Origin of the sequence: Marinobacter sp. UBA3607 (assembly GCF_002375525.1) — a bacterium.
GTDB classification, from domain to species: Bacteria; Pseudomonadota; Gammaproteobacteria; order Pseudomonadales; family Oleiphilaceae; genus Marinobacter; species Marinobacter vinifirmus.
In genome coordinates this window covers 229621-250280 of record NZ_DFLY01000032.1, presented here as the reverse complement: position 1 = coordinate 250280, position 20660 = coordinate 229621, and the positions used below count along the sequence as shown (strand labels likewise).

At 58.0% G+C, this 20660-nt stretch carries 18 protein-coding genes; 5 read left to right on the top strand and 13 right to left on the bottom strand.

The genetic code is table 11. The features are described from left to right. Window positions 1-36 precede the first annotated feature (36 nt). Complete coding sequence (gene gorA / locus B2589_RS12785; RefSeq protein WP_286816826.1) at window positions 37-1398, top strand: glutathione-disulfide reductase; 1362 nt, start codon at window positions 37-39, stop codon at window positions 1396-1398. Here gorA and B2589_RS12780 read toward each other — a convergent pair. From B2589_RS12780 to B2589_RS12770, 3 genes are read right to left on the bottom strand one after another with little or no spacing between them, the layout of a single operon-like run. Continuing rightward, complete coding sequence (locus B2589_RS12780; RefSeq protein WP_286816825.1) at window positions 1395-2909, bottom strand: sensor histidine kinase; 1515 nt, start codon at window positions 2907-2909, stop codon at window positions 1395-1397. The genes gorA and B2589_RS12780 overlap by 4 nt on opposite strands. Then, on the bottom strand, window positions 2906-3889 hold the full coding sequence (locus tag B2589_RS12775; protein WP_286816824.1) for an ABC transporter substrate-binding protein: 984 nt from the start codon (window positions 3887-3889) through the stop codon (window positions 2906-2908). Before B2589_RS12775 ends, B2589_RS12780 begins: the two co-directional genes overlap by 4 nt. Before the next feature lie 18 nt (window positions 3890-3907). Beyond that, window positions 3908-6127 carry a TonB-dependent receptor plug domain-containing protein gene (locus tag B2589_RS12770; protein ID WP_286816823.1) on the bottom strand — a complete coding sequence of 740 codons (2220 nt, stop codon included), beginning with the start codon at window positions 6125-6127 and terminating at the stop codon, window positions 3908-3910. 123 nt (window positions 6128-6250) lie between these two features. Here B2589_RS12770 and B2589_RS12765 point away from each other — a divergent pair, with 123 nt between their 5' ends. Then, the gene (locus tag B2589_RS12765; protein ID WP_286816822.1) at window positions 6251-6916 is read left to right on the top strand and encodes a J domain-containing protein; all 666 of its coding nucleotides are present in this window, start codon (window positions 6251-6253) and stop codon (window positions 6914-6916) included. Here B2589_RS12765 and B2589_RS12760 read toward each other — a convergent pair. The 9 genes from B2589_RS12760 to B2589_RS12720 all read right to left on the bottom strand — a co-directional run bounded on the left by B2589_RS12760 (window position 6890) and on the right by B2589_RS12720 (window position 16383). Beyond that, window positions 6890-7891 (bottom strand): bile acid:sodium symporter family protein, encoded by a 1002-nt coding sequence (locus B2589_RS12760; protein WP_199457495.1) that lies wholly within the window; start codon window positions 7889-7891, stop codon window positions 6890-6892. The two genes, B2589_RS12765 and B2589_RS12760, sit on opposite strands and share 27 nt — an antisense overlap. 3 nt (window positions 7892-7894) lie before the next feature. Further along, window positions 7895-8569, bottom strand: coding sequence for a FadR/GntR family transcriptional regulator (locus B2589_RS12755; RefSeq protein ID WP_286816821.1), 675 nt, complete (start codon window positions 8567-8569; stop codon window positions 7895-7897). Between the two features lie 87 nt (window positions 8570-8656). Continuing rightward, a complete protein-coding gene (locus B2589_RS12750; protein WP_286816820.1) occupies window positions 8657-10153 on the bottom strand; it encodes a flavin-containing monooxygenase in 1497 nt (498 codons plus the stop codon). Between the two features lie 100 nt (window positions 10154-10253). Then, entirely contained in the window at window positions 10254-11375 is a 1122-nt protein-coding gene (locus tag B2589_RS12745; RefSeq protein WP_286816819.1) for a sulfate/molybdate ABC transporter ATP-binding protein, read from the bottom strand. 1 nt (window position 11376) lies between these two features. Next, window positions 11377-12234: a sulfate ABC transporter permease subunit CysW gene (cysW, locus tag B2589_RS12740; protein ID WP_286816818.1), complete on the bottom strand. Its 858-nt coding sequence runs from the start codon at window positions 12232-12234 to the stop codon at window positions 11377-11379. After that, window positions 12235-13107, bottom strand: coding sequence for a sulfate ABC transporter permease subunit CysT (gene cysT / locus B2589_RS12735; RefSeq protein WP_286816817.1), 873 nt, complete (start codon window positions 13105-13107; stop codon window positions 12235-12237). Window positions 13108-13116: 9 nt separating this feature from the next. Next, window positions 13117-14118: a thiosulfate ABC transporter substrate-binding protein CysP gene (gene cysP, locus B2589_RS12730; protein WP_199457500.1), complete on the bottom strand. Its 1002-nt coding sequence runs from the start codon at window positions 14116-14118 to the stop codon at window positions 13117-13119. 109 nt (window positions 14119-14227) lie between these two features. Further along, window positions 14228-15196, bottom strand: a complete 969-nt coding sequence (locus B2589_RS12725) for a beta-ketoacyl-ACP synthase III (protein WP_286816816.1) — start codon at window positions 15194-15196, stop codon at window positions 14228-14230. 131 nt (window positions 15197-15327) lie between these two features. Then, the gene (locus tag B2589_RS12720; protein ID WP_286816815.1) at window positions 15328-16383 is read right to left on the bottom strand and encodes an NAD(P)-dependent alcohol dehydrogenase; all 1056 of its coding nucleotides are present in this window, start codon (window positions 16381-16383) and stop codon (window positions 15328-15330) included. 123 nt (window positions 16384-16506) lie between these two features. On the opposite strand from B2589_RS12720, the gene B2589_RS12715 reads away from it, so the two are divergent. Then, the gene (locus tag B2589_RS12715) at window positions 16507-17079 is read left to right on the top strand and encodes a hypothetical protein (RefSeq protein ID WP_286816814.1); all 573 of its coding nucleotides are present in this window, start codon (window positions 16507-16509) and stop codon (window positions 17077-17079) included. A gap of 64 nt (window positions 17080-17143) precedes the next feature. Then, on the top strand, window positions 17144-18592 hold the full coding sequence (locus B2589_RS12710) for a malate:quinone oxidoreductase (protein WP_286816813.1): 1449 nt from the start codon (window positions 17144-17146) through the stop codon (window positions 18590-18592). Between the two features lie 12 nt (window positions 18593-18604). Here the strand turns inward: B2589_RS12710 and B2589_RS12705 are convergent, their stop codons facing one another. Next, window positions 18605-19873, bottom strand: coding sequence for a tyrosine-type recombinase/integrase (locus B2589_RS12705; RefSeq protein ID WP_286816812.1), 1269 nt, complete (start codon window positions 19871-19873; stop codon window positions 18605-18607). 201 nt (window positions 19874-20074) lie between these two features. Between B2589_RS12705 and B2589_RS12700 the strand changes: the two genes are divergently transcribed. Beyond that, window positions 20075-20443, top strand: a complete 369-nt coding sequence (locus tag B2589_RS12700) for a hypothetical protein (RefSeq protein WP_286816811.1) — start codon at window positions 20075-20077, stop codon at window positions 20441-20443. Window positions 20444-20660: the final 217 nt, after the last annotated feature.

Below are 20660 nucleotides of genomic sequence, written 5' to 3'. Positions count from 1 at the left end.
TCCGATACAGATTCATCATGTAGAACGGGAGATGCAGTGTCTGACAGCCACGATTTTGACCTGATAGTGATTGGCGCCGGCTCCGGTGGAGTGCGGCTGGCAAGAATGTCTGCCCAGCGGGGCGCGCGGGTAGCGGTTGTTGAATCCCGCCACCTGGGCGGTACCTGTGTGAATATTGGTTGTGTTCCGAAAAAACTGTTTGTTTACGGGGCACACGTCAGGGAAGAGCTGAAAGACGCCGCTGGCTATGGCTGGAACATCCCCACAGACGACGTAAGCTTCGACTGGCCAACCCTGGTGGCTAACAAGAATGCTGAAATCGAGCGCCTGAACGGCATTTATGGCCGGCTGCTGGAAAACGCCGGTGTTGAAATTATCAACGGCACGGCCAGCCTTCAGGGCCCCAACACCGTTGCTGTCGGTGACAAGACCTACAGCGCAAAACACATTACCGTAGCCACCGGTAGCTGGCCGGTAGTGCCGGATATCCCCGGCAAGGAATGCCTGCTTACCTCCAATGACATGTTCTACCTGCCTCAGTTGCCACGTCACGCGGTGATCTGGGGTGGCGGCTACATTGCCGTTGAATTCGCCGGCATTCTGGCGGGACTGGGTGTGGAAACCACCTTGCTGTACCGGGGTGACCTGTTCCTGCGCGGTTTCGATGGCGACGTTCGCCGTTTTACCGAAACAGAGATGCGCAAGAAAGGCGTGGATCTGCGCTTTGGCGTAACCATCAACTCGGTGGAATCCAGAGACGACCACTACCAGGTCAACCTCAGTAATGGCGACACCCTTGAAACCGGGCTGGTTATGGCGGCAACGGGCCGTCGTGCGCTGGTGGACGGGCTTGGTCTGACCGATCTCGGTGTGGAGCTGACGGCGTCGGGCCATGTGAAGGTGGATGATCACTTCCAGACTGCTGTACCGTCCGTGTATGCGCTGGGTGATGTGATCGGAACGCCGCAGCTGACCCCGGTCGCCCTGGCGCAGGCCATGGTGCTGTCACGCCGTTTGTTTGGCGATGGTCAGGGCGACATGGATTACAGCGCTATCCCGACGGCAGTGTTCTGCCAGCCGAATATCGGTACCGTGGGCCTGACTGAAGAAGAGGCGAGGGAAGCGGGCCATCAGGTGAGTGTTTTCCGGTCAGAATTCCGGCCTATGAAATACACCCTGAGTGGCCGTGAAGAGCGCTGCCTGATGAAGCTCGTGGTCGATAAAGAGACTGATAAGGTGCTGGGCGCCCACATGGTCGGCCCGGATGCCGGTGAAATCACCCAGGGCCTGGCGGTGGCCATCAAGGCCGGAGCCACCAAGGCCCAGTTCGATTCCACCATCGGCATTCACCCTACCTCTGCGGAGGAGTTTGTCACCATGCGGGAGCCGGTGGCTTAATCCTCACCGGATAGCTGGAAGGGCAGGTCAAAGCGGAAATAGGCTCCCTGTCCAAGGTCGGTATCGACCTGGACGTGGCCTCCCATCAGCTCTACCAGCCGCTGCACCATGGATAAACCCAGCCCGCTGCTGACCTGCATGCGGGTTGCGGTTCCTGGCAGCGACTGCTCATAGTGCGGCAACAGGTTGTTGAGCCTCTGGCCGGCACTGTTCGAGCCGGAATCACTGACTGTACAGTTGAGCACCGCTTGCTTGCCATCAGCGGATGACCAGCTGGCCCGGACGCTGATATAGCCGTCTGTGGTGTATTTGAGTGAGTTGCCCAGCAAGCCCGCCAGAACCTGCCGAACCCGGGCAGAATCCCCAAAAACCAGGGCCTTTTCAGGCCAGCTTCCCTGAAAGTGCAGCTCCAGCATCAGCCCTTGTTGCTCGGCCGCAAGGCGGTACGAAGCCGCACAGTTACTGATCAGGTTGCGCAGGTCGAATTCCTGGTGCGCCAGTTCAAAGTGGCCGTTTTCCATCTGCGCGAAGTCCAGCATGTCGGAAATAACCGTCATCAAATCCTGGGTAGACTTACGGGCAGTTTCCAGATAATCCATCTGTTGTTTGCTCAACGGCTCCTGGTGCACCAGGTCAATCATACCTAGCACACCTTTCAGGGGTGTTCGCAATTCCTGGCTCATGCCGGCCAGGAACTCGGACTTGGCCTGGCTGGCGTGTTCGGCCTTTTCCCTGGCGGTTTCCGAGAGGGCGAGGGTCTTTTCCCGGGATTCCCGGGCTTGCCCCAGATGCAGGGCCAGTTGGTTCAGCTGCTGCTGAATACTGGCAATTTCGCGGCCTCCGCCGTGAGTTTCGATGGGCTGTTCTTCGTAATCCCCCTGCATCAACAGGTTTACCCGGCCGGATAACTGGTTGATGGCACGGAAAATAGCACTGAGAAAATGATTCACCAACAGCATGGTGAATAACAGCATGGCAATGCCCACCGACAACGATGACCACAGCACTTCCTGCTGTCTTTCTTCCAGGATCCGAGGGCTGACAGCCACCTCAAGGGTGCCCACACGCAGTGAGCCGGTGCTGAAGTTCCACTGGCCCGCCAGCCAGTCCGTTCCTGAGGAAAGCTCGACCGGTTCCTGCAGTATCTCTGCGGAATAGATCATCGGGGAGCCCGCAGTGCGATCACCAGATTCGGTGCTATTGCCAACAAATCCGATTTCTTCGCCAACCACATCCGTTACCCGGAGCCATTCCGCCTTGCTGCGCCTGAGCGACTGCCGCAGAACCTGTTCCAGGGCCCCGCGGTTACCGGAAACCACGGCGTATTCCAGGGCTGGTGCCAGGCTGTCCGCGAACAGCTGGCTGCTTTCAGCCAGGTCACGGCGCGAATCCTCCAGCCGGGCCGAGGTAAAGAACGCCATCAGCACCACAAACATCACGGCTGCGGGCAACACTCCGATCAATAGCCGGCGGGACAGCGACATGCCGGACTTTTGCTCCGGGCGACTCATTCTCCGGCCCCCTGCTGTTCCTGGATGAAGCGGTCAACCGCCTGTGCAATCCATTCCCGGTCGGGCAGGGGAATGTTCAGGGAGCGTGCGACCTGCTGGTTGACCTCTACGCGATATTCATCCGGATAGGCGGGTGCCGGCAGCTTTCCGGTTTCAAAGAATGCCAGCAAATACTCCGCGGTCTGTTTTGCCATGGTCGTAAAAGGTGCGTAGCTGGATGCCAGGGCGCCGGCCTTGACGTAGGCCTGGCTGGGGCCGATCAGGATTCGGTTACGGCGGTAGGCGGTCAGCAGGATATGTTTGATGTTCCGGGGGTTGTAGATCTTGTCATCCAGCCCCGCCAGTACAAAGTCACCGTAGGTCAGGGCGCGGTTAAGGCTTGGAATCAGCTGGTCGTCGCTGCTGACGATAAACATTCGGCCTTCCAGCCCGTATGCCGGCAACTGTTCGATCAAAGGCTCATACATGTCTGCTGAATCAAGCGTGGCCAGCACGCTGACGCGGGTAGCCTGGGGCAGGATCGCCTTGCCTGTCAGCGCCTGGCGCAGTAGCGGGACGTCGTAGAACACCGCGGCCAGCTGCTCCCCGGTCTTGTCCAGGTAATTCGATATCGCCCGCTTTTCCACCAGTAACGCGATAATCGGTGCCGTGATTTCCTTATCCAGGAGCCCCGAAAAGGCTGCGGGCCCTATGGCTATAACCGGTCTGCCCGAGGCTACGGGCAAATGCTTTGCTTCAAGGGGCACCAGGTCAACCCGGCCATCCAGCTCCTTGCTGACCAGGTTGGTCATATGCTGGTCCAGCGCGGCATTGCCTGAGCCTTCAATGTAGGCAACCGGGTGTGTGATTGCGGCCGCCTGAACTTTCGAGGCCATCCATAAAAAACAAAGCAATAGCCAGAAGGCCATGCCAAGTGAATGTCGCAAAGATTTATGCACGGTTATTGTCATACCTTCCTGGCTGGTGTCGACATACATCATGGGTGCGTTCTGTTTCCATCAGAACCGGAGACCGGCTTCGACAAAGAACTGGTTATGGTCTTCGATATTATTGTCGGAGCTTAGCTCCGGATCCCGGTTCAGGTAGTGCTGCACGGTGAATGCCAGCTCGGCGCTGTATCGCGGGCCGAAAAAGCTCTTGCTGACCCGGGTGTCTATGCGTTCAAACTGGGTATTGAACTCGTCTGCCCAGTAAAACGCAGAGGCGAACCGGAACCCGAGTGGCAAATTCTGGATGGCGGCAAGGCTGCCTGAATGGCGCACAGACATGCGGGTGAGCAGGGCGACGGCTTTGTCCTGGGTATCGGTGTCGACATTGCCGTCCGCTCCGATAATCGGAGTGCCCGAGTACCATGTGTCCTGGTCCAGGTAGCCGTAGCTGGCCCGGAGGGTGGTGCCCGGAAAGTCCAGCGACGCCTCGACCTCGAAACCTTTCTGGTCGACTGCCACGTTGTTGTCGATTGTCCATTCTTTGAGCTGAATGACTCCGCTGATCATATCCCTGAGCTCGTCCTTGAAGCCTCTGACCTCCAGAGAAAACAATGCGGAATCCATCGGGAACTGGCCAAAATAACTTATTTCACGGGAGGTTATGCGCTCTTCCTGCAAGTCTTTGCCAAGAGTTAAAACATCCAGGTCTTCCGCAGCTGCATAGGTATCCACCCGAAAACCCTCGAGGTCTGAATAGATCGCCGGCCGCACATTCGAGAGCGTGTAACCCCAGTCGGGGTTCTGTTCGAATTCATCCGGTGTACGCACGGCTTCGGAATAGACCAGTCGCAGCGCATGGCGGTTGCTCAGCGTGAAGTTGGCGGCAACGCGAGGCGAGAAATAACCTTCGTCGGTGGTGCTGGTGTGTTCCCAGTTGCCGCCGGCGTTCAGGGTCATAAAGGAGATCGGCGTGTATTCCAGGTTACCGAAGTAGCGGGACTGATAGCTGTTGCCATGGCCGTTGAAGTAGGTTTCCGAGCGATAGGTGTCTTTGCGGAAGCCGGCGCCAGAAACAAGCTTCAGGTTGTCGCTGAACAGCAGGGTGTCCTGAAACTCAAATTCCAGGCGGGTGTCTTCGGAGTTGGCGTTTACCGTAGCAAAGGCCATCTCGCCGCCGCTGCTGGTAAAGCACAGTCGTTCACGGTCATCACCATTATCAAAATAGGTATATTCGTAAAGCGGAGTTCCGTCGCGCAGACACTGGGCCGTATTGTCAGGGAAGGAAACGGCGTAGGCCTGCCGGCGATCAAAGTTCTCGACAGCGGCCTGGATGTGGAAAAAATGCCGGTCTGACGTGGCGTAGTTAAACCGGGTTTGCAGGTAGAAATCCCTGACTTCGATATCCGGGTTTTCCAGCGGCTCCAGCTCGCCACTTTTGAAGCGGTCCTGGTTATTGGTGCCATCGACCACGCCGCCGCGAAACTCCAGGTCGGCCTGGCTGTTCATTTGAAGACGTGAATCGTAGGTGAAGGAATTGATCTCGTGGCCGTCGTAAAACGGCACCTGCTCATCCCCTTCAATCTGATAGTCAAAGCCGTCAAACTTGCGCTTTTCGTAAGTCAGGCGCCAGTCATAGTCAGACCCCGTATTGCCGACGGAACCGAAGGTTCTCAGGTGCCCCCGCGAGCCCCGGGTAACCTTGAACTCGGCGCCACCGGTGTCAGCCGGGTCCCGGGTAATGATGTTGATGGTGCCGAGAAACGCATTAATGCCGTAGGCGGCCGAGTTTGGGCCCCTGGCTACTTCGATACGCTCAATCATCTCCAGCGGCACCGGCATGGTTTCCCAGTCCATATCCGACAGGGTGGCCCGGTGAGCGGTGCGGCCATCCACCAGAACCTGCATGCGGCGCTGCTCGTAGTGAACAGTGCCGTGGTAAGTGGTTACCGGTGTGTGGCTTCCAACAAAATTGACCACCATGCCGGGCACCAGGCGGAACACTTCGTACAGGTTAACAATGCCCAGGTTGCGAATCAGGTCGCCATCGATCACGGTGGTGCTGCCGGGAACCCGGGTTTTGGGCTGGCGCAACCGGGTAGTGGTAAGCACTTCCGGGATGTCTTCATTGAAACCGGCATAGAAACCATTACTGAATTCCTGCTCGCTTTGGGCAAGGGCCTGTGGCGCAGCCGCAGCGGTTATGGAAACAGCTAACAAGCCGAGCGTGAATCGGGCTGAAAGTGCCGGTTTTCGGGGCAGGGTTGCTGCCAGGTAATTCGTAATGGGCATGGGTGTCGTTCTATAATTTGCCGAGCAGGCAGATTAGTTGCGTTTATTGCCTAATCGTAGGGTAGATCGGGCGATTTGTCTCGAGAAACATTACAAATCTTCCATGACCGGAGTTGCGAATTTATGAATTGTTGGGACATTCTGGGTATCGAGCCAACCGATAACCGGGAGCGGATACGGCAGGCTTACGAACAACAGATGAAGTTCGCCTCTGACCACGAAGCCGAAGCCCTCAGGCAGGCCTACCAGGAAGCAACGGGCCATGCCCCCTCGGCGGCAAAGGCACCGTCTGAGCCTGAACCACGGCCTGAGCCTCGGGTTGCTGCCGCGGACACCCGGGAACCGATAGCCCCAATGGATGGCAACGACGCCCAGATCGTCCGTGAGGTGATTATCCAGGTTCGCGCACTGCTGAACGACAACTACCGACAGCAGGATGTCAATATCTGGAAGGCGATACTGCGTGAACCGCCAGCAGATCAGATGCCGTTACGGCGCGAGATTGCCAGCCAGCTGGAGCACCAGGTGCGGCCCATGGCCGAAAACGGCAGTTTCCCGGCACCGGTTGCCCGCTTTCTGGGGGACTGGTTTGAATGGTTCAGCGTGCAGGAAGCCAATCAGGAACCGGATGAGAGAAACTATCCGGAATCCGGAATGGCCGATGACCAGGGTTTTGACAACCAGGCCGAACAGCCGCCGCAGATGATGAATTTCTGGCCGGCGGTGATCGGCTGGATTGTCGGGCTGGCTATTCTGGCCGCATTATTCGGTGGTATGGGCGGCGGCTGAGGCCTGCTCGATCTTTACCCGGTACCTCTGGGCCAGGATGGCCCCTACAATCACCTGGATCTGGTTGTAGCACATAATGGGCAGCACGATCATGCCAAACCCGGGGTGGCCGGAGAACAGCACCTTGGCCATCGGCAGTCCTGACGCCAGGCTCTTCTTGGAGCCACAGAACACCACCGCGGCTTCGTCTTCCAGGCTGAAGCCCAGTTTTCTCACCATCAGTCGTGCAATCAGCATAAACAGCGCCAGCAACCCGAAGCAGAGGACAATCGCCAGCACAATGGCCTGAACCGGCAGGTTCTGCCAGAGCCCGCTGACCACAGAGTGGGAGAAGGCGGAATAGACGATAATCCAGATAACGCACTGATCGTAGCGTGCCATCAACTTCTCGTTCCTGCCCAGGAACCCGCCCAGCCAGGGCCGCAGGGCGTGGCCCACCGCAAACGGCAAGAGCAACTGAAGGATAATGTCCTTGAGTGCTTCAAGCACCGCAAATTCGCCGGTGCCAGACGTGGAAACCAGCAACAGCAACAGAAACGGTGTCAGCATCATACCAAACACATTGGAGGCGGCCGCACTGCAGATGGCTGCCGGCACATTGCCCCGGGCCATGGCGGTGTAGGCAATGGAAGAGGACACCGCTGAAGGCAGCACCCCCAGGTAGAGGAATCCCAGCCCCAGGTCTTTCGGCATCCAGTCCGGTGCTATGCCGCTAAGTGCGTTGACCGGAAGTACTGCCAGCGGAAAGAACACGAAGGTGAGGGAAGTGATCAGGATGTGCAGCCGCCAGTGGGTGGCGCCGTCAATAATCTGTTGCCGTGACAATGCCGCACCGTGAAAAAAGAACAGCAGCGCAACCGCAATGGTGCCGGTGGTGGCCAGGGCATCGGCCGCACTTCCGGTTACCGGCAGGAAAGATGCCAGGACAATGGCGCCCAGCAACAACAATGTGAAGGTGTCTATCCGGAACTTCACGGCTTAATCCTCCCCGGTCAGGGCTTTCAGGCTTGGGGTGAGCAGGGCGCGGGACAGCGCTTCGGTCTTGGCTGCATCTTTACGGCGGATAGCCGCCAGCAGCAGTTCATGGTCTTCCTGGGTGGGTTCCGGAAGCTCCGAGTCGGTTTCTGTCTGTTCAATAGTCTGACTGACTGCGTGGGAAAAGTAGTCGTAGAGCTCGATCAGTGCCGAATTGCCTGACGCCCGTACCAGCGCGTGGTGAAAGTGCTCGTCGTGCAGTATGCGCTCGGAAACCCGCTCTCCGGCGGCAGCCCGTGCGTCCAGGGCACTGGTCATGGCCTTCAGGTCCTGCTCGGTTCTCCGCCCGGCGGCGAGCCTGGCCGCTTCGGTTTCCAGCATGATCCGAACCTCTATCTGCTCCGCCAGTTTGCTGCGGGCAATGCGCCGGAGAGTCTCTCCGGCATCCCGATTAGCCCTTACGTAGGTACCGTCGCCCTGACGGGTTTCCAGCATGCCAACGTGAACAAGCACCCGGACCGCTTCCCGGATGGTATTACGGCTGATACCCAGAGCCTCCGAAAGCTCTGCTTCTACAGGTAAGCGAGTACCTACTGGCCATTCACCGCTTTCAATATTCTGACGAAGGCTTTCAATGGCCGTTTCCACCAGGGAGCCTTTCCGGATCGGTTTGAGCATTGTGGATCATCCCTCAATATGATGAACCAATCATCCTATGAATTGGCGATAAGTTCAAGCCGTGCAGGGCTTCGGCTTGAGCGGGAGTCAGGCGTTTTCGGAACGAGGATTCAGGAACTGGTAGTCGGCTGTATCGACAAACCGTGTGGCAAAGCGGTAACTGAAGGTAAAGCCTGGCCAGTTCACAGTGTTGCGACCGTGCTCATCCAGGTACCAGGAGGTACAGCCGGCCTCCCACACGCTGCCGTCCAGCCCTCTTTGTACCACCTGGCTGTACCGGCTCTGGCGGTCTTCCCGCACATCCATTGCCTGCCCCGGATAGCGGGACAGCGCCCTGAGCGCGCTCAACACGTAGCGGAACTGGGATTCCAGCATGTACAGAATAGAGTTATGGGCCAGGTTGGTGTTGGGGCCATACAACATGAACAGGTTCGGAAATCCGCTTACGGTGATGCCTTTGAATGCCTTGCTGCCATTGGCCCAGGCCTCGTTCAGGGACACGCCGTTGCGACCGGTAATGTGGATGGGCGACAGGAATTCAGTGGCCCGGAAGCCGGTGCCGAAAATGATCACATCCGCAGGCCGGTGTTCACCGGTTTCTGACACCACGCCCGTTTCGTCAAACCGGGTGATGCCACCGGTAATCAGGTTCACGTGGGGCTCGTTTACGGCCCGGTACCAGTCGTTGGAAATCAGGATGCGCTTGCAGCCAATCCGGTATTCCGGAATTAATTCGGCGAGCTTGTCCGGGTCAGTTACCCAGCGGCGCGCTTCGTTGCGGGCGCGATTGGCAAAGAACTCGAGTAACCCCGAGAAACGTGTGAACGCCAGGGCGCGCACTTCATTCTTCAGGTAAATCATCCCGCGATACAGCCGGTCCCACAGGGGCAGCTTTGCGAACAGTGTTTGTTCCAGCGGGGTGAAGGTTTTGTCCGGTTTGGGCAGCACCCACGCGGCAGAGCGCTGGTAAAGGTCCAAATGGGCCGCCTTCGCGGTGATTTCCGGCACAAACTGGATGGCGCTCGCGCCGGTGCCGATGACGGCAACCCGTTTGCCCTCCAGGCTGATGTCGTGGTTCCAGCGGGCGGAATGGAAACTCTCACCGCCGAAATCCTCCAGGCCGGGAATATCCGGCATGGCAGGGCGGTTAAGCTGACCGGTTGCGGTGATCAGTACATCGGCCCGGAAAGTGTCGCCGGCGCCGGTGGTTATCTGCCATTGGTTGGTCTGTTCATCAAACTCGGCGGATTCCACCGTCTGGTTGAAGCGGATCAGGGGCTCGAGGTTGTGTTTGCGAACGCAGGATTCGATGTAATCCAGAATCTCGGGCTGGGTGCCGAATTTCCGGGTCCAGTCGTGCTTGGGCTCAAACGAGTAGGAATACAGGTGCGATTGCACGTCGCAGGCAGCGCCGGGGTAGGTGTTGTCCCGCCAGGTTCCGCCCACGGCCCCCGCTTTTTCCAGCAGGGTAATGTCGCGGATACCCGCTTTCTGCAGCTGGATGGCCATGCCAATGCCACCAAAACCGGTGCCGATGATAATAACCGAAGGGGATTTGTGCTGCTGTTTCCGGCGTCGTGTCATGGATACTGCTTCCTGGACGTTTGTTTTTATATGACACGACTATAACCGGCTAACGCCGGAACCAAAAGACTGTTTCAATCAGATCCGATGGCCGGGATGCTCACATATTGGCAGCGCTGGCATGGGCCGTGCTGTGCCAGTCGACGGTTTCCGGCTGGGCGCTGTCTCCGGCAAACAGATGGCCCACCGCAGGGATGGCGTACCACAATTCACCCCGGGTGGGGTTATGGCGGGCAAACTCGCCATGGCTCATGCCCACTTCCCAGATTTCATTGCTTTCCCAGCCTTCCGGAGCCAGCTCGATACGCACCTCCGAACCAATCAGGCTGATGGCTTCAATCCGCAGCGGCAAGCGGGCGTGGGCCACCGGGGCCTTGGCCAGCTGCACTTCGTGGGGGCGAAGGTACAACTGGGCTTCCTGGTTATTCACCACACCGGGCAAGGCCACCCGCGCGTTGCCCTGCACCAGGCTCTGGCCTTTCACCACACCGGACAGCACGTTTACGTGACCGAGGAAGTCGAACACAAAGCGGCTTTCGGGGCGGGCATACAGGCCAGTCGGGCTATTCACCTGCTCCACCTTGCCCTGACTCATTACGACCACCTGGTCAGACAGTTCCAGCGCTTCTTCCTGATCGTGGGTTACAAAGATACTGGTGAAGTGGAATTCATCGTGCAAGGCACGCAGCCAGCGGCGCAGATCCTTACGTACCTTGGCGTCCAGCGCGCCGAACGGCTCGTCCAGCAGCAGGATGCGTGGCTTGGTAGCCAGGGCCCGCGCCAGCGCGACCCGCTGCTTCTGGCCACCGGACAACTGGGCCGGATAGCGGTCTGCCAGCTGTGGCAGCTGAATCATTTCCAGCAGTTTCGCTACCCGTGCGTTGATTTCCTGCTTCGAGGGCCGGCTCCTGCGGGGTAGGGATTCCAGGCCGAAGGCGATGTTCTGGGCGACCGTCAGGTGCTTGAACAGGGCGTAGTGCTGGAAAACAAAACCGATGTTTCTGTCCCGAACGTGCAGGTTACTGACATCGTCACCACCAAACAGCACCCGGCCGGAATCCGACGATTCCAGCCCGGCAATAATCCGCAGCAAGGTGGTCTTGCCGGAACCGGATGGCCCGAGCAGGGCGGTCAGCTTGCCTTCCGGTATATCCAGCGAGACATCGTTCAGGGCCTGGAACTTGCCGAAAGATTTCTTGATGCGATCGATTGTGATGCTCATATCATGCACCTCCTGTTTTCGGCGCCGGGTGTTCAATTCGGGACTGTCGCCATTCCACAATGGCCTTGGCGATCAGTGTCAGTATGGCGATAGCCGCCAGCAGCGAGGCCGCGGCAAACGCGCCGGCCACGTTGTAATCCTGATAAAGCAGTTCAACATGCAGCGGTAAGGTATTGGTTTGTCCGCGAACATTGCCGGACACCACAGACACCGCACCAAACTCGCCCACGGCCCGGGCGTTGGTGAGTACCACGCCATAAATCAGTGCCCATTTGATGTTAGGCAGGGTGATCTTGCGGAAAATCCGCCAGCCGGAGGCGCCCAGAACCACGCCGGCTTCTTCCTCTTCACTGCCTTGTTGCTGCATCAGCGGAATGAGTTCCCGGGCCACGAACGGGCAGGTCACAAACACCGTGACCATGACAATGCCGGGCCAGGCAAACATCAGTTGAACATCGTGGCTGCTGAGCCAGCCACCCAGCCAGCCGTTGCGTCCATACAGCAGCAGGTAAAGCAAACCGGCCACCACCGGAGACACGGCAAACGGAATATCAATCAGGGTGATCAGCAGTTTGCGGCCGGGAAAGCGGAACCGGGTAACGGCCCAGGCCAGTGCGGTACCGAAAACAAGGTTCAGTGGCACCGTCAGCAGGGCTACCAGCAGCGTCAGCCCGATGGCGTGCAGGCTGTATTCGTCCAGAATGTTATCGCTGAAGGTACTCCAGCCGGCACTCAGCGCTTCGGTAAAGATCACCACCACCGGAATGACCAGCAGGATCACGGTCAGGCTCACCGCCAGGCCGATCAGGCTTCGGCGAACCCAGGGCTGGTCACCGACTCTGTGCTGTTCCGTCGACATCTATCGACCCTCCAGCCGGCGCAGATACCGGCCTTGCCACAGATTGATGGCGAACAGCAGCACCAGGGAGACCAACAAGACCATAGCGGCAATGGCACTGGCGGCGGCGTAGTCGTATTCCTGCAGGCGCACGAAGATCATCAGGCTGGTCACTTCGCTGACATAGGGGGTGTTGCCGGCAATAAAGATAATGGCGCCGAACTCACCAAGGCTGCGGGTGAAGGACAAGGCAATGCCGGTCACCAGGGCTGGCCACAGGGACGGGAAAATCACTTTCCGGAAAACCCGGGCATCGGAGGCACCAAGGCTGACAGCGGCCTCTTCATCGGCCGGAGACAATTCTTCAAGTACCGGTTGAACGGTGCGCACCACAAACGGAATGCTGGTGAAGGCCATGGCAACCACGATACCCAGCGGGGTAAAGGCAACCTCAATACCGGCTTTTGCCAGCGCCTGGCCATACCAGCCGTTCTGTGCGAACAGGGTAGCCAGGGTGATGCCGGCAACCGCCGTGGGCAGGGCGAAGGGCAGGTCGACAACCGCATCGATCAGCCGCTTGCCGGGGAATTCATAGCGCACCAGCACCCAGGCCAGGAGCAACCCGAACAGGCCGTTGAACAACGAGGCTGCCAGCGCAGTCCAGAGAGTCACCTTGTAGGATTCGATCACCCGGGGATCGGTGATGGTGAATACGAACTGATCCCAGGTCATGCCGGAGGTTTCCACGACCAGCCCGGTCAGGGGCAGCAGCAACACGAGGCTGACAAAGAACAGGGAAATACCGAGGCTCAGACCAAACCCCGGTAACACCCGTTTGCTTCGACCGGCAAAGCGCCGCACGGGGGCGGCGCCTGCTTGAGCGGATACCGACATGCTCGCCTCTTACCGCCGACGCTGCAGCTGGTCGAGTTTGCCGCCACTGGTGAAGTGAACCTTCATGGCGTTTTCCCAGCCACCGGCGATTTCATCGATGGACTTGAGCTTGAGCTCCTTGAAGCGGTCGGCGTTCTCGGCTTTCACAACCTCATTGTGAACCCGGTAGTTAAAGCCGGCCAGCAGGCGCTGGGATTCTTCAGAATACAGATGGGTCAGGTATTCCTTCGCCAGTTCTTCGGTGCCGTTCTGCCTTACGTAGTCATCAATCCAGGTGACCGGGAACTCGGCCAGGAAGCTCACGTTGGGGGTGACCACTTCGTACTCATCGCCCAGACGGTCGGCCAGGTTGAGTACTTCGGATTCAAAGGTCAGCAGCGCATCGCCAATGCCACGCTCAACGAAGGTGGTGGTGGCTCCACGGCCGCCGCTGTCGAATACCCGTACCTGGCCCAGGAAATCCGCCAGGAACTGGTCAACCTTGTCCTGATCGTCGCCGAATGTGTCCTGGGCATAACCCAGCGCGGCCAGGTAGGTGTAACGGCCGTTACCGGAGGTTTTCGGGTTCGGCATTACCAGGGCCACGTCTTCGCGAACCAGGTCATCCCAGTTCTGGATGTTCTTCGGATTGTCCTTGCGAACCAGGAACGCCATGGTGGAATAGTAGGGGGAGCTGTTGTTGGGCAGGCGCTCGGCCCAGTTTTCGGGGATCAGGTTGCCGCGTTCGTGCAGGATGTCGATGTCTGTTACCTGATTGAAGGTAGCTACATCGGCTTTCAGGCCCTGAATGATGGCCTGGGCCTGCTTGGACGAACCGGCGTGGGACTGGTTAACTTCAAGGGTTTCACCGGTCTTTTCCTGCCAGTGCTTCTTGAATTCCACGTTGTAGGCGGCGAACAGCTCGCGGGCAATATCGTAAGAGGTATTGAGTAGCTCCCGGTCAGCGGCAAGGGCTGGTTGGGCGGAGAGCAGGGCAGCGCCCAGTGCAAATCCTTTTAGCAGGTGTTTCATGGAAAGCTCCTCAGATTGGAATCAGTGAATCTGAGGAGCAATCTAGCAAAGGTTGTTAAGAACTAAAAATACTAAAAATAAATAAATAAAGCACCTTAGAGAATATGGATCAGTACCTTAACAGGGCGGAGCCCCAGGTAAAGCCCCCGCCAAACGCTTCCAGCAACACCACCTGGCCACGTTGAATGCGGCCATCCCGAACGGCTTCGTCCAGCGCCAGGGGCACAGAGGCGGCGGACGTGTTGCCATGGCGGTTAACGGTGACCACAACCTGGTCCATCGACATACCGAGCTTGCGGGCGGTGGCGGAAATAATCCGCAGGTTGGCCTGGTGCGGCACCAGCCAGTCAATGTCGGATTTCTCCATCTGGTTGGCTTCCAGGGTTTCATCGACGATCCGGCCCAGGGTGTTTACCGCCACCTTGAACACTTCGTTACCCTTCATCTCCACAAACGCCTTGCCGGCCTTGACCGCGTCGAAGTCGTTGGCGACACCGCAGGGCACGTGTAGCAACTCTTCATAGCGGCCATCGGCGTGCAGGTGTGTAGACAGAATGCCGGTTTCTTCACTGGCCTCCAGAATAACCGCGCCGGCACCATCACCGAACAGTACGCAGGTGCCCCGGTCGTCCCAGTTGAGAATGCGGGAGAATACCTCGGCTCCGATCACCAGCGCCTTCTTGCTGGAGCCGGTACGGATGAACTTTTCCGCAGTGGCCAGGGCGTATACAAAGCCGCTGCACACGGCCTGGATATCGAACGCGGGGCAGCCCTCGATGCCAAGGCGGGCCTGCAGAATACAGGCGCAGCTTGGGAAGACCTTGTCCGGGGTGGTGGTAGCAAACACAATCAGGTCGATGTCTTTGGCATCGATGCCCGCGGCTTCAATGGCCCTCAGGGCAGCATGTTCGGCAAGGTCCACGGTAGTCTGGCCGGGCAGGGCGATATGGCGTTGTTCGATGCCGGTGCGTTCACGGATCCACTGGTCAGAGGTATCTACCCGCTGTTCCAGGTCCTTGTTGGTCACAATGTTGTCCGGCAGGTAGGAGCCGGTTCCGGCAATGCGTGCAAAGGTCATTCGGCTTGTCCAGGGTCAGAGTCGATAACAATAGACCCATGCTAACCCTTTGCAACCGGATTGGTTATTAGCGGATTGTCAAAGACCGCCCGGGCAGAATATTTCCTGCCCGGGCGCTTTCGGAGGGCTGATCAGCTCTGTTTGAGCGTCTTCATATCGATCACGAAGCGGTACTTCACGTCGCCTTTTTTCATGCGCTCGTAGGCTTCATTGATGTTGCGGATGTCCAGCATCTCGATGTCGCAGGTGATGTCGTGCTCGGCGCAGAAATCCAGCACCTCCTGGGTTTCCGGCATGCCACCGATCAGGGAACCTGCAATCACCCGGCGCTTGGTAACCAGCAGCCCGGCTTGCAGGGCTGGCTCAACCGGCGTCAGCAGGCCCACCAGGATATGGGTGCCATCGTGCTTCAGGCATTTCAGGTAGGGGTTCAGGTCGTGGGCCACCGGAATGGTGTCGAGCAGGAAGTCGAAGGAGTTGGCCGCTGCCTTCATCTGCGCCTCATCGGTAGAGATGATCACATGGTCTGCGCCCTGTTTCTTCGCTTCCGCAACCTTGGCCTCGGAGCGGGTGAAGATAGTCACTTCAGCGCCCAGCGCCTTGGCGAATTTCACACCCATGTGGCCAAGGCCACCCATGCCCAGAACGCCGACCTTGTGGCCCTTGCCGACATTGAAGTACTTCAGGGGCGAGTAGGTGGTGATGCCCGCGCACAGAATCGGTGCCGCAGCGGCCGGGTCCAGTTTCTCTGGCACGCGAACCACAAAGCGTTCGCCGACCACGATTCTCTCCGAGTAGCCACCGTGGGTAACGGTGCCATCGTGCCGGTCCAGGCTGCCATAGGTCATGGTAGAGCCTTCATCGCAATATTGCTCCAGCCCGGATTCGCAGGCGGAACAGGTACGGCAGCTGTCTACCATGCAGCCCACGCCCACCAGGTCACCCTCTTTATAGCCTTTTACATCCGGCCCCACGGCGGTTACCCGGCCCACAATCTCGTGCCCGGGAATAACCGGGTACTTCGAGCCGCCCCAATCGTTCTCGACGGTGTGGAGATCGCTGTGGCAGACACCGCAGTAGTCGATTTCGATGGCTACGTCGTCGGTCCGCAGCTCCCGGCGGTCTATGGCGTAGGGGGCCAGGCCGGAATCCGGCGTAGTGGCGGCGTATGCTTTGGTATTTGCCATTCGATTACTCCTTTTCGGTTTTAATACAGGGGTCACGGTACCGGTACGATATGACCGTTATCGTATGTTACCCGACATTCGTCGATTGTAACCTACGTATTCCAGACCATCAGGGATGACCAGATGACACAGATGAAATCTCTCAGGGCGTTCGGCGTTGCCGGGTCCCTGGCCTTGGCCGGGATGGTAGCCGGCTGCATGCCCGGCACCATCGCCACCGGCGTGGGTACCGGCTTTGTGTATGAACAGAAGCAGGACCACAAACACCGTCATGAAGTAGAGCGGGCCGTCAACCAGTATGTGCAGGACCATGCCAGCTCACCCTGCCGGCACGGCGAAGACCGGGTGATGGAATCCGCCACAGAGATCCTCAGGGAATACCGGCTGACCGGTGTGAATGAAGTGCTCAGCCGCCTTGAACGGATTTACAAAGATGATAGCCAGCCGGACCAGGTCAGGGCCGGGGCGCTGTACAACATGGCTGTACTGGAATCCCGCCGCAAAGAGCCGAACAAGGTGCGGGCAAGGGAGTATTTCAAACGCCTTTATGTAGAGTTCCCGAACGAATACCGATGCATCTTTGCAGAGTCTGACTGGCGGGATTCGATGATAGAACAGCAGTTGCTGCTGCCCGGAGAAACCGTGGAGTCCTTTTTGCGTGATGCCCGTGAGGATGTAGAGCACATGCAGCAGTAGGAGTACACTGGCCAAAAGGCTTTGATGAACAAACTCCTACAACCGACTCGGGCGGGCACAGGCTATGAAGGTAATTGTTATCGGCGCAGGCATTATGGGTGTCACCCTTGCCACACTGGCAAAGGAACTGGCACCCGAGCTGGATATCACCATACTGGAACGGCTGGATGGCCCGGGGGCAGGGAACTCCTGGGTATTCAACAACGCTGGTACCGGTCACGAAGCCAACTGTGAGCTGAATTACACCCCGGTAGACGGTGAGGTTATCTCCGTTGAAAAGGCCCTGAAGATCCACGCCCAGTTTAACGTGGCCAAGCAATTCTGGGCGTACCTGGTAGAAAAGGGTGCCATTAAAGACCCCACCACGTTCATCAACCAGACCAAGCACTGCACCCTGGTCTCGGAATCCTTCATTGAAGAGCTGGCGCTTCGGCACAAGGAAATGTCCGGCCATCATTTCTTCGAAAGTATGCGGTATTCCGATGATTTTGATGAGATAAAAAGCTGGATCCCTTACACCATGGAGGGCCGGCCTCGCCATGAAAAGATGGCTGCCACGGTAATTGAAACCGGCACGGATGTGAACTTCGGCTCTCTGACAGAACAAATGGCTGCGTACGCTGCCCGGGATTTGGGCGTGGCCATTGAGTACGGTGTACGCGCAAAGCGGGCACACCGCAGCCCGGCCGGCAGCTGGTTACTGGAAACCGAGCGCAACGGTACGGCCACCCAGTATAAAGCTGATGTACTGTTTGTTGGCGCCGGCGGTGGCGCCTTCCCGCTACTGAAACGGAGCCATTTGCCGTTTGCCAGGCGTTTCGCCGGCTTCCCGGTGGGTGGCCGTTTCCTGCAGGCGCCGGTTACGCCGGAGCAGGCTGACCAATACCGCGCCAAAACCTATGGCCGGGCAGAAGTGGGCGCACCTCCGATGTCTGTTCCGCACCTGGATCTGCGGGTGGCCAATGGCCAGCATTACCTGTTATTCGGGCCGTTTGCCTCCTTTAAACCGGTTCTTGAGAAAGGCCGGGGCTTTATTGACTATCTCCGCTCCATGCGCCTGCACGACATTCCGGGCCTGTTGAACGTGGCCATGGAGAACTTCCCACTGGTGAAATACCTGGTCTCCGAAACCTTCAAAGGCGAGCAGAGCATGCTCGATTCGCTGGAGAAGTTTGCCCCCGGGCTCGGTGACAAGTTCAACTGGCAAGCCGTGGAAGCCGGGCAGCGGGTACAGATCATTAAAGATGGCGACCTGCAGATGGGCACGGAGATAATCGTCTCCAGCGACAAGACCTATGGCACCTTGCTGGGTGCATCGCCCGGAGCCTCGGTTTCGCCGGAAGTGATGTTGCGCGCACTGGAACAGTTGATGCCGGCGCGGTTAAACACAGAGAAAGCCAGGAGCAAGCTAAAAGAAATCTTTCCGGAAGATAACCTGGAAATCCTTGCCAACGATGCCGAGCGCTACCGCGAAATTCGTGACGGGGTAAACCAATCGCTGGGCATCGTTTAACAGAACCAGCAGTTACACCCGCCGGCGACGGCCTTCTGTTCGCCTGCGGGCCTGTTCCGAGTTTACGTAGACGGATTCCGTGAAGGTGGCATTGGCGTGGCCGAGCTCTTCACTGATGTGGCGGATATCCGCCCCGGCCTCGATGGCCTGGCTGGCACCGGTGTGGCGCAGATAGTGGGTTTCGGAGCGAATCGCCAGCATTTGCCTGGCTTCATCCAGATAGCCTTCGCGCTCCATCCGGTCTGCGGTGGCAACCATTGCCTGCTCGTAGATGCGTTGCACCTGTCGTTTTCCGATGGCATTACCTTTCGCGGACGGCAGAATAGGCGTGGATTCTCCGGGCACCGGCAACGGAGAAGGCAGGCCCAGATGGCCTCGCCAGCGCTTCAGGTAATCCAGGTAGGCGTCTGGCAAGGTAACTTGCCGGGTTTTGTCGCCTTTACCGAACACCGAATACACCCAGTAGGGTTCGCCATCGACAATGGTTCGGCGGAAATCACCAAAGCAGGGGGTACGCACCTGGTTCCGGTCCACCGGCCGCGGTGCCAGTTCGCTGACCCGCAGGAACAGGCTTTTCATGGTGACGATCACAAACAGGTTACGCTCGAATTTCGGGTTGCTGTCCGCCAGTTCAGTGAGGGTTTCCAGCAGGAACGACCATTGCCAGTCCGTCAACCGCCGCACTTCGGCGTCCCGGTCCTGATTCAGGTTGGGTTTGGCGTTCCGGTCCCGCTTGCGGACATCAATCAGTGGATTTTTGGGCAGATAATCGTGGGCCACCAGGTATTTGAAGAAGGTCTGCAAGGCGGTGCGGCTGGCATTCAGGCTGGCCTGGGTAACAGAGTAGGGCGCCTGCACGGCTTTGGACCGGAGCGCCATGGGCCGCCAGTCCGGGTTTGAGCGGCGCAGGTCCGCCTGTGAAGTAAACGCAGGATAGATCCCGCGGGATATCCAGGGCGCCGGAGGTGTTTTCAAAAAGGCAAAGTAGCCTGTGATCAGGTCGCTGTCTGCCTGGGCAAGGTGACGGCGGGCAATCAGCCAGGTGTAGTTGAGAAAACGCTGGATTTCGCTTCGAAAACGGTTGTATGTGCCGGAAACATCGCTGTATTTTTCGAGGAAGCGGCGGGCGGTGTAGAAGTCCTGACGGGCTTTGTCCGGGTTGATGGGCACCGCATCCAGCGCTGCACGCAGATCCGGATACAGCGCAAGCTCGGCCTGTTCGTGGATGAGATCAGCGGTATCAAACAGCGGAAAACCGGGAAATCCGGGCCTGGCGTTCATCTGGGCAGCCTTGTTTGCGAAGTGTGTTGTACAGTCGGGGAAGCCTGAAATGCCCAATACTCCTAAATATTGGACATAATGAGAGTGTATAAAATTCAGTGAGTTATCGCCAACTCTTCATGCAGTAACTCTCAAGCGTTTCGGCGCCTCAGCAATCTCTCTGCTTCAATTGATGCGACGAAAATGGAGTTTCAGCGAGTTATGAATATAAAAAACGGCTTATCGGGATTGGTAATCGCCGCTGCGTTCTCGGTGTGCCTGTTTGCGGTTCCTTCAGGTGCAGAGACGCTATGGGATGAACAAACTGCAGTCGTGGAGTTTTCCGTGCCTGTCGAACGGGTGGAGAAAGCGTCGATCTCGGATGACGGGCTTCTATGGATTGTTCTGGACGAACAGGGCCGAGCTGAGCTCCGCGAAATGACCAGGGCAAACCTGGGCCAGCCCGTGCAGATTGTGATGGCCGGCCAGGTTGTTCTGCGTTTTACCGTTATCACAGAGCAAGAAAGTGGCCGGCTGCGTGTGCAGAATCCCCACCAGGGCCTGATTGAAGCTTTAGAGGCATTTCTGTGAAATACGGCGGGGCCTGTGTTTGCCATTCTGACGACATGAAGGGCTTACCTGTTTGAACAGATACCCCCATACCGTACTGCGCATAATGTATATTATGTTAAATACGATATCTGACTGGGAGACTTTGTGATAAGCGCCATACAGGTTTAGAATCGCCAACGACTTTCCCGGCGGCTCATTCACAGGCAGCCATTCCTTTTCTGCGGTTCAGGATCCT

Bases quoted from the DNA above. Each gene is read 5' to 3' on its own strand.
- B2589_RS12780 (WP_286816825.1), bottom strand. From the start codon at position 2,909: ATGAGTCGCCCGGAGCAAAAGTCCGGCATGTCGCTGTCCCGCCGGCTA.
- B2589_RS12775 (WP_286816824.1), bottom strand. From the start codon at position 3,889: ATGATGTATGTCGACACCAGCCAGGAAGGTATGACAATAACCGTGCAT.
- B2589_RS12770 (WP_286816823.1), bottom strand. From the start codon at position 6,127: ATGCCCATTACGAATTACCTGGCAGCAACCCTGCCCCGAAAACCGGCA.
- B2589_RS12765 (WP_286816822.1), top strand. From the start codon at position 6,251: ATGAATTGTTGGGACATTCTGGGTATCGAGCCAACCGATAACCGGGAG.
- B2589_RS12755 (WP_286816821.1), bottom strand. From the start codon at position 8,569: ATGCTCAAACCGATCCGGAAAGGCTCCCTGGTGGAAACGGCCATTGAA.
- B2589_RS12750 (WP_286816820.1), bottom strand. From the start codon at position 10,153: ATGACACGACGCCGGAAACAGCAGCACAAATCCCCTTCGGTTATTATC.
- B2589_RS12745 (WP_286816819.1), bottom strand. From the start codon at position 11,375: ATGAGCATCACAATCGATCGCATCAAGAAATCTTTCGGCAAGTTCCAG.
- cysW (WP_286816818.1), bottom strand. From the start codon at position 12,234: ATGTCGACGGAACAGCACAGAGTCGGTGACCAGCCCTGGGTTCGCCGA.
- cysT (WP_286816817.1), bottom strand. From the start codon at position 13,107: ATGTCGGTATCCGCTCAAGCAGGCGCCGCCCCCGTGCGGCGCTTTGCC.
- cysP (WP_199457500.1), bottom strand. From the start codon at position 14,118: ATGAAACACCTGCTAAAAGGATTTGCACTGGGCGCTGCCCTGCTCTCC.
- B2589_RS12725 (WP_286816816.1), bottom strand. From the start codon at position 15,196: ATGACCTTTGCACGCATTGCCGGAACCGGCTCCTACCTGCCGGACAAC.
- B2589_RS12720 (WP_286816815.1), bottom strand. From the start codon at position 16,383: ATGGCAAATACCAAAGCATACGCCGCCACTACGCCGGATTCCGGCCTG.
- B2589_RS12715 (WP_286816814.1), top strand. From the start codon at position 16,507: ATGACACAGATGAAATCTCTCAGGGCGTTCGGCGTTGCCGGGTCCCTG.
- B2589_RS12710 (WP_286816813.1), top strand. From the start codon at position 17,144: ATGAAGGTAATTGTTATCGGCGCAGGCATTATGGGTGTCACCCTTGCC.
- B2589_RS12705 (WP_286816812.1), bottom strand. From the start codon at position 19,873: ATGAACGCCAGGCCCGGATTTCCCGGTTTTCCGCTGTTTGATACCGCT.
- B2589_RS12700 (WP_286816811.1), top strand. From the start codon at position 20,075: ATGAATATAAAAAACGGCTTATCGGGATTGGTAATCGCCGCTGCGTTC.